This window comes from Pseudomonas idahonensis, assembly GCF_037903935.1.
Taxonomy (GTDB): Bacteria; Pseudomonadota; Gammaproteobacteria; order Pseudomonadales; family Pseudomonadaceae; genus Aquipseudomonas; species Aquipseudomonas danubii.
Genome location: NZ_CP149586.1, coordinates 3,310,226 through 3,325,878 on the forward strand (window position 1 = coordinate 3,310,226; position 15,653 = coordinate 3,325,878).

Consider the following 15,653-nt stretch of genomic DNA (forward strand, 5'->3'; position numbering starts at 1 on the left):
GCCCTGGATCGGTGGTGGCCGATCGCGGTCGATAATAATAAGGAGTGGGGCATGAATAATAAGAAACACAAGATCCAGGCCGCTATTGGCCTGGCGGTGCTGGGTGGCCTGATCGGTTCCGGGTCGGTGCAGGCGGGTGGTTTCTCAACTCCGACCTATGGCGCTCCAGGCTGGGGTCGGGCGTTTGGTGGTGGTTCGCTGTTCAAGAATGATCCCAGTGCTGCGTACAACAACCCGGCGGCGATGGCGTTCATCGATCACAACGTGGCACAGATGACCGTGGATTACGCGCGGATCAAGATGAAGTTCAAAGGCAACGTCAACGACTATCAGGGGAATCCGGCCTCCATCACTCCCGTGGATGACACCGGCGCTCCCAGCGGCGCGGCGATGCCTCTGACCGGCGATGGCGGAGAGGGTGGTTTCACCGCCTGGTTGCCCACCGGTTTCATGGTGATGCCGATCAACGATCGCTTTGCTTTTGGCCTCAGCCAGGTCGTGCCCTTGGGCATGCGCAGCACCTGGGACGAAGGCTGGAAAGGTCGTGACTTCGCCGTGGATACCAAGATTGAGACTGTCGGCCTGACCGGGGCCCTGTCGTTCAAGGTCCGTGAGGACTTCTCCATCGGTGCCGGGGTCATCGTGCAGCACAGCAAGGGCTTCGTCAGCCAGAACCTCAACGTCAGTGGTTCGGCGGGCATGTCGGTGCTTCCTGGAGCGCCCTCGGGCATTGGCTCCAACCTGATGCGGGTCAAGGTTGATAACACCTCGGTCGGCTGGTTTACCGGCATCACCTGGAAACCCACCGAGCAGGACACCCTGGGCCTGAACTATCACGCCAAGATCAAGAACAAGATGGAGGGCAAGTACAACATTCGTGCCGACGCCCTGGGTCGCAATTTCATGACCCAACCGGCCGGTCCCAACGGTGAAACCCTGACCGAACTGGCTTATCCGGGCCTCAAGCTAAACCCCGATGGTGCCAACGCCAGTACTCAACTGGACATTCCGGCTACAGCCGGCCTGGACTGGGTCCACGTGTTCAACGATCGCTTCACCATGGGCGCCAGTCTGCTCTGGACCCAGTGGTCGTCGTTCAAGGACCTGACGCTGAAGTCCGATGGCAACACCCTGGTGGCGATTCCTTACAACTACAAGGACTCGATGATGTACTCCCTGGGTGGCGACTATCGCTTCACCGATGAGCTGACCCTGCGCGCTGGTGTGGCCTTCGACCAGACCCCGACTCGTAATTCGACCCGTGACCCACGGATTCCGGATAACGATCGCTGGTTCACTTCCATCGGTTTTGGCTATGACATCAAGGCCATTCCCGGGCTGACCATCGACGGCGCCTATTCCCGGCAGTTCGTCAAAGAGGCCAAGCTCAAGACCGTCAACGTTGACCGTCTCGGCGGTTCCACTATTGACGGCAAAGTCGACTCCAAGGGCGAAGTGGTGAGTCTCTCCGCGACCTATCACTTCTGAGGCCTCGCGCTTCATCCATGCCTTGAGATAACGGCAGTACCAAGGGAGTGTGCGACTGCCGTTGGCTGGACGGGTCACCTCAGGACCCGTCTCGACCTGCCTGCTTTTCCAACCTTTGGCTGACATCGTTCAGCCGTTATGCGTTGCCGAAAACACTCAAAACAATATTTAAAAATAAAATTTGAAACATGCTTCTTTCCTTTGTAGGGTGATCGTCGAGGGGCCGGCACAACGCCCGGGCTCCCAGTGGTTGTCTCGTTAGAACAAGAGAGGTATTCCATGATTGTCTGGTTATTGGTGGGACTCGCCGCAGCCTGTGCACTGGCCTATCGCCAGGCCGCCGCGGCCCTGTGGCTGGGCAGCGGCCTGGTGTGGCTGGCGGCAGGTTATCTGTTCAATCTGGTGGGCACCCTGGGACTGACCCTCGGCGTGCTGCTGGTGCTGGCGCCGGCCGCGCTGCTGAGCATCAAGCCCCTGCGCCGCGCCTTGCTCACCCGCAAGGCCCTGGCCATGTTCCGCAAGATCATGCCGGCCATGTCCGACACCGAGCGCGCCGCCATCGAATCCGGCACGGTCTGGTGGGACGCCGAGCTGTTCAGCGGCAAGCCCGACTGGCCACGCCTGCTGCAGGCCGCCCCGGCCAGCCTGAGCGCCGAAGAGCAGGCGTTCATGGACAACGAAGTGGAAACCCTGTGCAACATGGCCAACGACTGGGAGACCACCCAGATCTGGCAGGACCTGTCGCCCAAGGCCTGGCAATACACCAAGGACGCGGGTTTCCTGGGGATGATCATTCCCAAGCAATACGGCGGCAAAGGCTTCTCCCATTACGCCCATTCCCAAGTGGTGATGAAACTTTCCACCCGCTGCTCGGCGGCGGCGATCTCGGTGATGGTGCCCAACTCCCTGGGCCCGGCCGAGCTGCTGCTGCACTACGGCACCGAGGCCCAGCGCCAGCATTACCTGCCGCGCCTGGCCCGTGGCGAAGACATTCCGTGCTTTGCCCTGACCAGCCCCTATGCCGGTTCCGACGCCGGGGCGATTCCCGATGTGGGGGTGGTGTGCAAGGGCCAGTTCGAAGGCCAGGAAGTACTGGGCTTTCGCGTCACCTGGGACAAGCGCTACATCACCCTGGGCCCCATCGCCACGGTGCTGGGCCTGGCCTTTCGCGCTGAAGATCCGGACGGCCTGCTGGGCAGCAAGGGCAGCCTGGGGATTACCTGCGCACTGATTCCCACCACCCATCCGGGGGTCAATACCGGGCGTCGCCACTGGCCGCTGAACGCGGTGTTCCAGAACGGCCCGACCACCGGCAAGGATGTGTTCATTCCCCTGGAATGGGTGATCGGCGGTGGCGCTCAAGTGGGCAACGGCTGGCGCATGCTGATGGAGTGCCTGGCGGCCGGGCGGGCGATTTCCCTGCCGTCGGCCAACGTCGGCCTGGGCAAGGTGGCAGTACGCGGCACCACGGCCTATGCGGCGATGCGCAAGCAGTTCGGCCTGCCCATCGGCAAGTTTGAAGGCGTTCAGGCGCCGTTGGCGCGCATGGCCGGGCACCTGTATGCCTGCGATGCGGTGCGCAAGGTCTCAGTGGCGTCCCTGGATGCCGGCGAGAAACCTTCGGTGATCTCGGCGATTGCCAAATACCACGTCACCGAACGCGCCCGGGCCATCGTCAACGACGGCATGGACATCGTCGCCGGCAAGGGCATCTGCATGGGCCCCAACAACTTCCTGGCCCGGGCCTATCAGCAAAGCCCGATTGCCATCACCGTGGAAGGCGCGAACATCATGACCCGCTGCCTGATCATCTACGGCCAGGGGCTGATCCGTTGCCATCCTTATGTGTTCCGTGAAATGGAAGCCGCTCGCGATGGCGGACGCAAAGGCCTGGAAGCGTTCGACAGCGCCATGTTCGGCCATATCAGCTTTGTCTGCGCCAACACTGTGCGCGCCGCGGTGCATGCCCTGACCGGCGGCCGCCTGATCAAAGCCCCGGCCAACACCGACAAGGCCCTGGCTGGCTATTACCGGCAGATCCAGCGTCTGTCGGTGGTGCTGGCCCTGGCTTCGGACATTTCCATGGGCGTGCTGGGCGGTGCCCTTAAGCGCAAGGAAAGCATCACCGGACGCCTGGGGGACATTCTTTCCCAGCTGTACATCCTGTCCTGCGTGTTGAAGCGCTTCGAAGACGATGGCCGGCCCCAGGCCGATCTGCCGCTGGTGCATTGGGCGGCCCAGGATGCCCTGCTGCGGGCCCATGAAGCCCTGGCCGAGGTGCTGGACAACTATCCGTCCAGAGCGGCTGCGCGGATTATTCGTGGCCTGAGCTTCCCCCTGGGCATTCCCCAGCACAAACCCAGCGACCGCTTGCTGGCCGAGGTGGCCGAGCTGGTGCAAACCCCAGGCGCCACCCGCGACCGCCTGTTGGCCGACTCCTACATCCCGCAACCGGACATCGACAAACTGGCCTACGGCGAACTGGCGTTCCGCCTGCAACCGCAAGTGGAACTGATCGAGGCCCGGCTCAAGCCGGCGATCAAGCAGGGCGCCCTGGCGCCGTTGCCGATCTCCCGCGAGGCCTTCGGCGTGTGGCGGGTCCAGGCTCTGGAACAGCAATTGATCAGCCAGGACGAAGACGAGCTGCTCAGTCGTTACGTGGAATACGGCGATCACGCGATCCAGGTCGACGACTTCCCCCAGGACTTCGGTCTGCTGGAAGCCTTGCAACAGCGTCAGGCGCACTTCGAGCAAAGCGCCAAGCCGGCCTCGCGCAAACGTGCCGCCAGCAGCGAAGACGCGGTGCTGGCCAGCGATTCGGCCTATTGAGCCTCTACTGGATTGGATCGGGATCTATTTATGTCTGACGGTTATCTTTCGTTCGTCAATTCCGGGTGGGGCCGCTGGCTGGCCCAGCGGACCGGCCTGCCACAACCGCTGCCGCTGCAACGCCAGCGCGAGGGGCAGGGCGGCAACCTGATCAACCCGGTGGTCCTCGCCGCGGCGCCCGAGGGGCGCCTTCTGGGCGAGCTACAACGGATCTTCGCCGCCACCGACACCGTGGCAGCCCAGGCCGCAAGCATCAACGCGCCCTCGACCGTGAAGGTCCAGGGCCTGGTCTTCGACGCCAGCGGGCTGGCGGATATCGCCCAGCTCGATGAGCTGTACCGCTTCTTCCACGCCAATGTCCGGCGCCTGACCGCCCACGGTCGGGTGCTGGTGCTGGGCACGCCGCCGGAGCACTGCAAGGCGCTGGCCCAGGCCGTGGCGCAGCGGGCCCTGGAGGGTTTCGTGCGCTCCCTGGGCAAGGAGTTGCGCCGGGCCATTACCGCGCAACTGCTGTATGTAGAGCCCGGTGCCGAAGGTGAACTGGACAGCAGCCTGCGATTTTTCCTGTCCCGTCGTTCGGCTTATGTTTCGGGTCAGGTGGTGCGCATCGGCGAGCCGGTGGATGTGCCCCGGCACATCGACTGGGCCCAGCCACTGGAGGGCCGGCGGGCCCTGGTCACGGGGGCCTGTCGCGGCATCGGCCTGGCCATTGCCCAGGTCCTGGCCCGGGAAGGCGCCCAGGTGGTGTGCCTGGACATTCCCCAGGTCGAGGCTGAGTTGCAGCAGGCGGCAGCGGGCCTCAAGGGCAGCGCCCTGGCCCTGGACATCACCGCTTCTGGTGCCGGGCAGCGGCTGCTGGAGTTCGTCGGTGAGCACGGTGCTTTCGATATCGTGGTGCACAACGCCGGCATCACCCAGGACAAGACCCTGGCGAAAATGACTGAAGCCGCTTGGCGCAAGGTCATGGCCGTCAACCTGGAAGCACCGCTGCTACTGAGCCAGGCGCTGCTGGAGGGCCAGGGCCTGAACCCGGGGGGACGGATCGTCTGTGTCTCGTCGATTTCCGGGATCGCCGGCAACCTCGGGCAAAGCAACTACGCCACGTCCAAGGCCGGGGTCATCGGTCTGGTGGAGAGTCTGGGGCCACTGGCGGCGCGTCAGCAGATCACGGTCAACGCGGTGGCACCGGGCTTTATCGAAACCCAGATGACCGCGAAGATCCCGCTGCTGATTCGCGAGGCCGGACGGCGCATGAATTCCATGTCCCAGGGCGGTCAGGCCGTGGATGTGGCGCAAACCATCGCCTGGCTGGCCCATCCGGCCTCCGGCGGGATCAATGGACAGGTGGTCCGCGTCTGCGGACAAAGCCTGCTGGGGGCCTGAACCATGAATGCCGACTCTGCCATTCGCATCATCGAACCGCCGCCGTCCCGGGGCCAGTTGCTGTACGACGGCATCCGCAGCTTGCGCAAGCCCAAACTGGAGGCCGCCCCCAAGCTGCCCAGCGAGCGCCTTGTGCGCCCGGCGGTGGAGCTGCAGGCCGCCGAAATCACCCGTTATGCCCTGGCCTGTGGCTTTCGCCGGGAGCACGGTGTGCCGCTGGCCTTTCCCCATACCCTGGCGTTTCCCTTGCACCTGTTGCTGCTGACCCACCCGACGTTTCCCTATCCGGCCAGCGGCATGGTCCACCTGGCCAACCGTATCCGTCAGTACCAGAAGCTGGAGGAAGGGCAGGCCCTGCGCCTGGAAGTGTTTGCCGAGCGTTGGCTGGCCCATCCCAAGGGCCAGGCGTTGTCGATTGCCACCCGGGCCCACAGTGGCGGCAGCCTGGTCTGGGAAAGCGACAGCCTGTATCTGCGCCGTGGCGTCAGCGCGCCCATTGGTGAGCCCTGGCAAGGCTCGCTGCCGCTGGATGAACAGGCCCTGGTGCGCACTCAACGTTGGAGCCTGGGGGGCGACCTGGGGCGGCGTTTTGCCCAGGTCAGCGGCGATTTCAATCCGATCCACACCTCCTGGCTCGGCGCTCGGCTGTTCGGTTTCCGTCGGCCCATCGCCCACGGCATGTGGACCCTGGGCCGGGCACTGGCAGCGCAGCAACCACCCCATCCACTGGCGGCGGCGGAGCTGGACTGCGAGTTCAAGCTGCCGATCTTCCTGCCGGCGGCGGTGACCCTGTGGAACCGTCTGCCCGACGGTCCGCGCCATGCGTTCGAAGTGCGCAACAACGCGGGGGACAAACCCCACATGCGCGGCCTATTTATCTGGGGAGCTGGGCAATGACTGAGTACAGTTTCAATCCGGCGCCGGTGCGCCGGGTGGCGATCATCGGTGGCAACCGGATTCCGTTCGCCCGTTCCAATACGGTGTATGCCAACGACAGCAACCAGGACCTGTTGGTGGCGGCGTTGCAGGGGCTGGTGGATCGCTACGGCCTGTCGGGCCAGCGCCTGGGGGAGTTCGCCGCGGGGGCGGTGATCAAGCATTCCCGGGATTTCAACCTGGCCCGGGAAAGCCTGCTGTCCACCACGCTGTCGCCGCAGACCCCGGCCTACGACGTGCAGCAGGCGTGCGGCACCGGGCTGGAGGCGGCGCTGCTGGTGGCCAACAAGATCGCCCTGGGGCAGATCGAAGTGGGCATCGCCGGTGGTGCCGACACCACTTCCGATGCGCCCATCGGCATCAACGAAGGGCTGCGGCGGACCTTGCTCCAGGCCAATCGCGCCAAGGGCGCCGGCAACAAACTGCGCAGCTTGCTCAAGGTGCGCCCGGGGATGTTGTTCAAGCCGCTGTTGCCGCGCAACGGCGAGCCACGCACCGGCCTGTCCATGGGTGAGCACTGTGAAGAAATGGCCAAGCGCTGGCATATCAAGCGTCTGGCCCAGGATGAACTGGCCCTTGCCAGCCACCAGCAACTGCAGGCCGCTTATCAGCGCGGCTTCTTCGACGACCTGATCACCCCGTATCGCGGCCTGACCCGGGACAACAACCTGCGGGCCGATGCCAGCCTGGAGAAGCTCGCCGGCCTGGGCCCGGCCTACGACCGCCACAACGGCACCCTGACCGCCGGTAACTCGACCCCGCTCACCGACGGCGCCTCAGTGGTGCTGCTGGCCAGCGAGGAGTGGGCCGCCGCCCACAACCTGCCGGTGCTGGCCTACCTGCGGACCGGGGAAACTGCCGCAGTGAACTTCGTCGACGGTACGGAAGGGCTGCTGATGGCTCCGGCCTACGCGGTGCCGCGCATGCTCGCCCGGGAGGGCCTGGGCTTGCAGGATTTCGACTTCTACGAGATTCACGAGGCTTTTGCCGCCCAGGTGCTGTGCACCCTCAAGGCCTGGGAAGACCCCGACTACTGCAAGGACAAACTTGGCCTCGACGGCGCCCTGGGCAGCATCGAGCGCAGCAAACTCAACGTCAACGGCGGCTCCCTGGGCTGCGGGCATCCCTTTGCCGCCACCGGCGGGCGCCTGCTGGCGACCCTGGCCAAGGCGATCCACCAGCGCGGTTCCGGCCGCGGGCTGATTTCCGTTTGTGCAGCCGGCGGGCTGGGTATCACCGCCATCGTCGAAAAATAAAATAACCAGGAGACTGCCAATGAGTGTCGTGAGCCTGCAACCCGCCGAGCGTATCTGGCTGAACGCTTACCTGCCGGGTGTGCCCAGCGATATCGAAGCCGACATCGACCGCTACCCGTCGCTGCGGGAAGTGTTCCTCGAACACGTGGACAAGTACCGCCACCGGGTGGCCTACGTCAGCATTGGCACTGAGATGGGCTACGACCTCTGGGAGAAGCGCGTATTCGCCTTTGCCGCCTGGTTGCAATCCAAGGGAGTAAAGAAGGGCGATCGGGTGGCCCTGATGATGCCCAACTGCCTGCAATATCCGATCTGCCTGTTCGGCACCCTGTTGGTGGGGGCGGTGGTGGTCAACGTCAACCCGCTGTACACCGCCCATGAACTGCGGCACCTGCTCAAGGACAGCGGCGCCGAAACCGTGGTGATCTTCGAGAACTTCGCCCACACCCTGGAGCAGGCGATGCCGGGCAGCCAACTGAAGAATGTCGTGGTGGCCGCCATTGGCGACTTGCTGGGCACCTTCAAGGGCGCGGCCTTGAACTTCGCCCTGCGCCACGTGCAGAAGCAGGTGCCCAAGTTCAACCTGCCAGGCTCGATCCGCTTCCCGGCGATGATGAAACTGGCCGCCGTGCTGGAGCCCCGTCCAGTGGAGCTGAAGCAGGATGACATTGCCTTTTTGCAATACACCGGCGGCACCACCGGCGATGCCAAGGGCGCCATGCTCACCCACCGCAACATCCTCGCCAACCTGATGCAGGCCAAGGCCTGGGTTGGCGACCAGTTGGACGAGAACCAGCAGGAAACCAACGTCACCTTGCTGCCGCTGTATCACGTGCTGTCACTGACGGTGAACTGCCTGATGTTCATGTGCCTGGGCGGGCGCAACATCCTGATCGCCAACCCCCGGGACGTGAAGCGGGTGCAGATGATCCTGCGCAAGGAGAAGTTCAGCGGCATCGTCGGGGTCAACACCCTGTTCAACGGCTTGCTGGAGAACGAAGAGTTTCGTGGCCGGGACTTCTCCGACCTGAAGCTGGCCATCGCCGGCGGCATGGCCACCCACACCGCCGTGGCCCGGCGCTGGAAGGAAGTCACCGGGGTGCCGATCATCGAAGGCTACGGCCTGACCGAGTGCTCGCCGGTGGTGAGCATCAGCCCCATCGACATCGCGCGCATGCGCGAGGGTGACTTCACCGGGACCATCGGCGTGCCGCTGCCGTCGACCTGGGTACGTTTCGTGCGTGAGGACGGCGAACTGGCGGAGCTGGGCGAGGAGGGCGAGTTGCAGGTGCGTGGCCCCCAAGTGATGAAGGGCTACTGGCAGCGTCCGGAAGAGACCGCCAAGGTCCTGGACCGTCACGGCTGGCTGTCCACCGGGGATATCGGGGTGATGAACGAGCAGGGCTTCATCCGCCTGGTGGACCGCAAGAAGGACATGATCCTGGTGTCTGGCTTTAACGTGTACCCCAACGAGATCGAAGATGTGGTGGCCTTGCATCCGGGCGTGGCGGAAGTGGCGGCGATCGGGGTCGAGGATGGGGTGACGGGGGAGAAGGTGAAGATCTTCGTGGTGCGCAAGGACCCGAACCTGACCCAGGAGCAGTTGCTGGCCCACTGCCGCGAGTACCTGACCGGCTACAAGGTGCCGCGCTACGTCGAGTTCCGCACCGAAGAGTTGCCCAAGACCACCGTGGGCAAGGTCCTGCGCCGCGCCCTGCGTTAGTTCCGAGGGCGCCCGAGGTTGTTCTGAAGATCGCCAAGCAAGGCCCTGCGGGCCTTCTCGCAGCCTCGCCAGGGCTCGGCAGCGGCTACGATCGGTGTAGCCGCTGCCGAAGGCTGCGAACGGCCCGCAGGGGCGCAAGAGTCCCGAGGGCGCTAGAGGTCTTCGGGTGATAGCCAGGCAAGCCTGAACCTACAAGGCGTTGGGCAGGCGGACCTGGCCCGGCTGCAGGCCAAACACTTCGACACCCTCAGCCGTCGATTGGCCCACGCTCACCGGCAGCCGTTGTGCCGGCTGATCGGCGCTCGCCCGATATTCCACACTCATGCCATCTGCGCCGCGCTGGATCGCTGCCGGCGGGATGACGATTGCCTGGTCGTTGCGGTAGGTGATGATGGTCAATCGCGCACTCATGCCCAGGCGCACCCGCTGCAGTTGTTCCCGGGTCAGCGTAGGGATCGACAAGGTCACCGGGAATTGCGCGCTGGCGCCGCTGGCGTCGCCGGGCAGGGCCAGGCTGCTGACGATGTCCACCTGGCCATTGAGGCGTTCGCCATCAAAGCCGTCACCGAGGATTTCCACGCTCTGGCCCTGACGCAGCTGGTTGATGTCCAGCTCCGAGACCTTGCTGACGATCTTCAGTTGCTCGATGTTGGCCAGACCGAACAGGGCCTGGCCCTGGCCGACCTTGCTGCCGGTTTGCACCGGGCCCGAGGCCCCTGCCGAGGCGATTTGGCTCAGGTTGACGCCCGGCGCCGGCACCACGATGCCGGCAAACGGCGCGGTGACGTCCTTGCCCGCCAGCAGGGCGCGCAGGGCTTCGTATTTGACCGTGGCATTGGTCAGTTCCATCTCGGCAATCTGTCGGTATTCGCCCTTGCCCTGATCCAGGGCCTGTTGCAGCTCGCCCTGGGCCGCGCTCAGGTCCAGGCGCTGGGTCTGCAGTTGTTGGGTCAGGTCGTCCAGTTCGTTGCGGGGAATGATGCCCCGGGCAAACAGGCTCTGGCTTTCACTGAGCTTGCGCTCGGAATTGCTGACCGCCATCTGCGAGGAACGCAGGGTCCGCCGGGCACGGGTGACCTGGGCGCTGTTGTTCCAGTCCTGCAGTTCCTGGACGCTGCGTCGGGCCTTGAGCTGGACCGACAAGGCTTCGCGCAACTGGATCTCGATCAGGCTGGGGTCCATTTTCAGCAGGGTCTGGCCGGCCTCCACCCGTTGGCCCTGTTCCACCAGATTGGCCAGGACAATGCCGTCGAACGGCGCGGTCAGGCTGATGGTGCGCTGAGGTTCGATCTTGCCCACCAGGCCGATCTGATGAATCAGCGGCGCGCTGCTGACCTCGATCCAGCGGCCCTTGTCAGTCGCTGTGTGGTCCGGGGCGTGGTAACCGATCAGGGCCACGCCGGCCAAGGCCAGCACCACCAGCGCCGCGCCCCCTTGCAGGTAGCGTTTGCGCGAGCTTTTCTGCTCAGTAGTCATTGAGCGCAATGTCCCAGGTCTCCAAGGTCGTGCCCAGGGTCAGGTCCAGTTGGGTCTGGGCGTTGAGGTAGGCGATAAGTGCGTTGAGGCGGGCGTTTTCACTGGTGCGCAGGTCGCTTTCATAGCTCAGCACCTGAAAGTTGCTGGAGCGTCCGGCGCTGAGTTTTTCCCGTTCGATCTCCAGTTTGCGCTTGGACAGTTCCACGGCGCGCTGGGCAATTTCGTACTGGCGCCAACGGGTGCCGAGGTCGCGCACCACGTCATTGACACCGCGCTCCAGGGCCTGGCGGGCATCGGCCAGGACCAGCGCCTGGTTTTCCACGTCGACCCGGGCATGGACTTCCGCCTGGCGGGTACTGAGGTCGCCAATGGGGATTTGCACCTGGACCCCGGCATAGCTGTCCCAGGTCCTGCCCGCGCCATTGCCGCCGTCGTTGTCGTAGCGGTTGCGCACCTGGTTGGCACCGGCCACCAGGGACACGTCCCAACGGCCCTGGTCCTTGGCGATCACCAGGTTCAGATCGGCCTGCTGGCTGCCGAGCAAGGTCGCCAGGTAACTGGGTTGCTGGAGCTGGGCCAGGCGCAGGGCGTCCTGCTGGTCGATGCTGATCCTGGCGGCTTCCAGGGCGTCGCTGGCGCGAATGCGCGTGGACAGGTCCAGGGCCAGCAGCCGCAGCAGCGACAGGCGATTGATGTCCACCTGATTGCGCGCTTCTTCGACCCCCAGTTCCTGGCTGGCGATATCGGCTTCGGTCTGCACGATCTCGAACTCGGCCATGCGCCCGGCGGCGATCAGCGCCTTGTTCACCTGGAGCAGGGCATTGGCGCGCTTGAGGGCATCCTCGACGATCGCCAGCTGTTGCTGGGCCCGCAACAGCTCGCGGTAGGCGCCGATGATGTCGCTGATGGTCTGCGCCACGTTGGCCTTGAGGTTGAGGCGATAGGCCTGTTCGTTGATCCGCGCCAGGCGTAGCGGGGCGGTGGTCACATCCCAGCCGGCGCCCTTGAGCAGGGGCTGGATAATCGCCAGGTCGAGGCCGTCGCGCCGGTAGTAGCCGGCCCGATTGGCATTGCTCAACTCTTGCCGCCAGGCCATGTTCAAGCGGGTGCCGTACTCCCCCAGCAAACTGGAACTGGGCGTGAGCATGGCGTTGCGTACCCCGTCGTTGCTGCCCTTGTTGGCCTGGTAGGTGCCACTGAGCAGCAGCTTGGGATTGAAGGCATCTTCCGAGACCCGCAGATCGAACTTCTGCGCCACGCGCTGCAAGTAGGCGCTGCGAATCCCGCGGTTGTTGCGCAGGCCCAGGTAGACCGCATCGGCGAGGGTCAGGTCGGTCTGCTGCTGGCTCAACAGGACGCTGCGTTCATAACCGCTGTGCAGGGTCGGGGCTGACGCTTGGCGAGCCACATTCATGTCCTGGGAGGCGGCTTGCCCCAAGGGGCTGATCAGCCACAGCAGCAACAGCCCGGCGCGTTGGCGATCATTCATCGCGCAGCGCCTCTACCGGTTGCAGGCGCGAGGCCGAGATGGCCGGGTACAGGCCGAAGAACAGGCCGATCAACAAGGTGCTGCCGATGCCCAGGGGCAAGGATGCAGAGGCCAGGGAAAACTGCCAGCCGGAAACCCGGGCATAGAGGTAGGCGGCGCTCATGCCCAGCACCGCCCCGGATAGAGCACCGACCGCCGTGAGGGTCACGGCTTCGAGCAGGAACAGGTTGCGGATATCCCGGCGCCTGGCGCCCAGGGCCATGCGGATGCCGATCTCCCGACGCCGTTCCGAGACGTTCATCAGCATCACGTTCATCACCCCGACGCCGCCCCCCACCAGGGAGATGCCCCCCAGGGCCATCAAGAGGTAACCGAAGGTGCGGCTTTGCCGGGTCATGCCGTCGATGATCTTTTGCGGTATCTGTACTTCCACGCCCCGTCCCGGTAGCTGTTTTTTCAGCGCATCGCCCAGGGCCGTGGCCAGTTGGTTCATGTCCTGGGAGGGCGCGGCGCGGGCTATCAGGTTGCTGATCTGCGCACTGGAGGATATTCGCCGCATGCCCTCCAGGGGCACGAACAGGGATTCGTTGGTCTGCACCGGGATCAGCACGGCAGCCGGTTGCGGTTGCAGGATGCCGATCACCTGGAACAGGTAGTCGTTGATGCGGATTCTGTCGCCCAGGCGCAGTGGGTCATGGGGCTGGCTCAGGGCCTGGGCCACTTGTGCCCCCACCACCGCGTAGGTTTCGGCAGCATCGAACTCTGAGAGGAAGCGTCCTTGCTGCAACTGCAGGCGCATGGCGTCGGTCAGTGCCGCGGTGCTGCCCACCAGGTTGGCGTTGGTGGTGCGTCCCTGGAACACCACCGGGCCGCTGAACAACGCCACGGGGGCGATATGCAGCAGGTTGGGCAGGGCCTTGTACAGGGTGGCGATGTCCAGTACCGCCGGCATGGGCGTGCGCGCCCCCGAAGTGTCGGGGAACTGCACCGCCAGGGTGTCGGTGCCCATGTCCTGGAAGATCGCCGCGGCGTCTTCGGCGGCGTTATGGCCGATATTGATCAGGGCCACCACCGACGAACTGCCGATGACGATACCCAGCAGAGCTAGGATCGAACGCTTGCCCAGGGTGCGCAGGCTGACGAAGGCTTCGTGCAGCAACTGGCTGGCGCTTTGTTCGACCTTGAGGCTCATGCCGGGCAGACCTCCTGGACCACGCCGTTGGTGACCCGGATCTGCCGCTCCAGGCGCTGGGCGATGCCCGGGTCGTGGGTGACGATGATCAGGGTCACCTGACGCTCGCGGTTCAGCGACAGCAGCAGGTCCATGATCTCCTGGGCGGTATGGCTGTCGAGGTTGCCGGTGGGTTCGTCGGCGAGGATCACCGAGGGTTCGCCCACCAGGGCCCGGGCAATCGCCACCCGCTGGCGCTGACCGCCGGAGAGGTCCGCCGGGCGGTGGTGGGCCCGCTGCCCCAGGCCCACCTGATCGAGCATGTGCTGGGCGCGTTCCAGCGATTCACGCCGTGCCACTCCGCGATAGCTCAGGGGCAGGGCGACATTGTCCAGGGCACTGAGGCGCGGCAGCAGGTTGAAACTCTGGAAGACGAAGCCGATCTGCTGGTTGCGGATCGCCGCCAGTTGGTCGGGGCTGGCGCGGAAGATATCGTGACCGGCAAAGCGATAGTCGCCGTTGTCGGGCAGATCCAGCAGGCCGAGGATGTTGAGCAGGGTGCTCTTGCCGGAACCGGAGGCACCGAGAATGGCGCAGCTTTCACCGGCTTCGATGGACAGGGAAACGTTCTTGAGAATGTGGAGCGGTTGCTCCGCCAGCCGATAGCTCTTGCCTATGCCTTGCAGGGAGATAAAACCTGGGTCGATTATCGTCGCTGTCATCGCTTACCGCGCCGGCTGGCTCGACTGAATGCTTGAACACTCCCACCACGTAGGGCTCGTGCAGCGGGGGTTCAGGGGCAACGCCAAGCTCTGGTTTTATTTATTATTTTAAAAAATTTGTTTGAATAGTAACTGCGTTCATCCTGGCGCGCCAGCTGTCTGAACCGGGTAATTGCGGGCTTTTTTCGGGATTTTTCTACCAGGAACCCGCGGGTCACAAAACGGCCTCGGGCCGCTGGGGACGTCCCTGGGACGCTTGCTTTTAGGGCTTCTCGCGGGTATAAAAAATCAAATTTTTTTTTAAAACACTGTTCGAACGGTCAGTTTTTCATCCCAGCAAAGGTTAGTCCTCCATGGTCGCCAAGAAACTCAGTGCCCCCAATGTCACCAAGACCCGACTGCTGGAAGCGACCGAGGCATTGTTCATCAAGTACGGCTACGACGCCGTGCTGCTGCGTCAGATCACCGAGCGCGCCCAGGTCAACCTGGCGGCGGTGAACTATCACTTCGGCGACAAGGACTCGCTGATGAAAGCCCTGCTGATGCAGCGCCTGGGCCCCCTCAACGATCAACGCCTGGAGCTGCTGGCCAAATGCGAAGAGCAGGCCCAGGGACCGCTGGATTGCGAGACCCTGCTGGGGGTGCTGTTCGCCCCGGCCATGGGCCTGGAGCGCAGTGATGAAAGCGGTGGCCTGGAAGGCCGGTCGTTCATCCGTTTCCTGGGCCGGGTGTACAGCGATACCTCGCCCTTCATTCAGGAATACCTCAAGGAACACTACCAACCGGTGTTCGAGCGCTTCTTCAAGGCTTTCGCCCTGGCGCTGCCAGACCTGCCGCGCAACGAATTGGGGGTGCGCCTGCAGTTTGCCCTCAAGGCCATTTCCGGGGTGATGGCCGGCACCGAACTGCGCCTGCTGATGCAGGCCATGAGCCTGGGCCGTCCGGCCACTGACGCCGAAGTCATGGCCAAACTGATCAGCCTGGTGTCGGCGGCGATTCGTGCGCCCATGCAGGACCCCGACTCCGAGCAGGCCCTGGAAAAGGTCTTGAACACTCAGCGCCTGATTCGTCAGCACAGCCAGTCCCAGGTCGGAATGATTTCCGCCTGAGGGGCTGCCGCTCCTGCCAGCACCGCACAGTGCCGGCAGCAGCGGCAGTGTCATTCGAAGCATCAATATTG

Annotated in this window: 11 protein-coding genes; 7 read left to right on the forward strand and 4 right to left on the reverse strand. The window is 64.2% G+C overall.

The genetic code is table 11. The features are described 5' to 3' along the window. Positions 1–51 precede the first annotated feature (51 nt). The 6 genes from WIN67_RS15030 (at position 52) to WIN67_RS15055 (ending at position 9,615) form a co-directional block, all read left to right on the forward strand. Complete coding sequence (locus WIN67_RS15030) at positions 52–1,488, forward strand: outer membrane protein transport protein (RefSeq protein WP_102865102.1); 1,437 nt, start codon at positions 52–54, stop codon at positions 1,486–1,488. Positions 1,489–1,767: 279 nt separating this feature from the next. Next, positions 1,768–4,317, forward strand: coding sequence for an acyl-CoA dehydrogenase (locus WIN67_RS15035; RefSeq protein ID WP_110651631.1), 2,550 nt, complete (start codon positions 1,768–1,770; stop codon positions 4,315–4,317). Positions 4,318–4,347: 30 nt separating this feature from the next. Further along, positions 4,348–5,700, forward strand: coding sequence for a 3-oxoacyl-ACP reductase (locus WIN67_RS15040; protein ID WP_102879416.1), 1,353 nt, complete (start codon positions 4,348–4,350; stop codon positions 5,698–5,700). Positions 5,701–5,703: 3 nt separating this feature from the next. Continuing rightward, positions 5,704–6,597, forward strand: coding sequence for a MaoC family dehydratase (locus tag WIN67_RS15045; RefSeq protein ID WP_306382044.1), 894 nt, complete (start codon positions 5,704–5,706; stop codon positions 6,595–6,597). Next, positions 6,594–7,892: an acetyl-CoA C-acetyltransferase gene (locus tag WIN67_RS15050; RefSeq protein ID WP_110651637.1), complete on the forward strand. Its 1,299-nt coding sequence runs from the start codon at positions 6,594–6,596 to the stop codon at positions 7,890–7,892. Before WIN67_RS15045 ends, WIN67_RS15050 begins: the two co-directional genes overlap by 4 nt. A gap of 19 nt (positions 7,893–7,911) precedes the next feature. Further along, positions 7,912–9,615: an AMP-binding protein gene (locus WIN67_RS15055; protein ID WP_102879413.1), complete on the forward strand. Its 1,704-nt coding sequence runs from the start codon at positions 7,912–7,914 to the stop codon at positions 9,613–9,615. A gap of 189 nt (positions 9,616–9,804) precedes the next feature. Here the strand turns inward: WIN67_RS15055 and WIN67_RS15060 are convergent, their stop codons facing one another. Genes WIN67_RS15060 through WIN67_RS15075 form a run of 4 tightly spaced genes read right to left on the reverse strand, consistent with a single transcriptional unit; the run spans position 9,805 to position 14,473 of the window. After that, positions 9,805–11,091: an efflux RND transporter periplasmic adaptor subunit gene (locus WIN67_RS15060; protein ID WP_110595635.1), complete on the reverse strand. Its 1,287-nt coding sequence runs from the start codon at positions 11,089–11,091 to the stop codon at positions 9,805–9,807. Continuing rightward, a complete protein-coding gene (locus WIN67_RS15065) occupies positions 11,081–12,580 on the reverse strand; it encodes a TolC family protein (RefSeq protein ID WP_110595636.1) in 1,500 nt (499 codons plus the stop codon). Before WIN67_RS15065 ends, WIN67_RS15060 begins: the two co-directional genes overlap by 11 nt. Further along, positions 12,573–13,772 (reverse strand): ABC transporter permease, encoded by a 1,200-nt coding sequence (locus tag WIN67_RS15070; protein WP_213666330.1) that lies wholly within the window; start codon positions 13,770–13,772, stop codon positions 12,573–12,575. The genes WIN67_RS15065 and WIN67_RS15070 overlap by 8 nt, the downstream gene beginning before the upstream one ends. After that, on the reverse strand, positions 13,769–14,473 hold the full coding sequence (locus tag WIN67_RS15075; RefSeq protein WP_102879409.1) for an ABC transporter ATP-binding protein: 705 nt from the start codon (positions 14,471–14,473) through the stop codon (positions 13,769–13,771). The genes WIN67_RS15070 and WIN67_RS15075 overlap by 4 nt, the downstream gene beginning before the upstream one ends. 353 nt (positions 14,474–14,826) lie before the next feature. On the opposite strand from WIN67_RS15075, the gene WIN67_RS15080 reads away from it, so the two are divergent. Beyond that, a complete protein-coding gene (locus tag WIN67_RS15080) occupies positions 14,827–15,582 on the forward strand; it encodes a TetR/AcrR family transcriptional regulator (RefSeq protein ID WP_102879408.1) in 756 nt (251 codons plus the stop codon). Positions 15,583–15,653 lie beyond the last annotated feature (71 nt).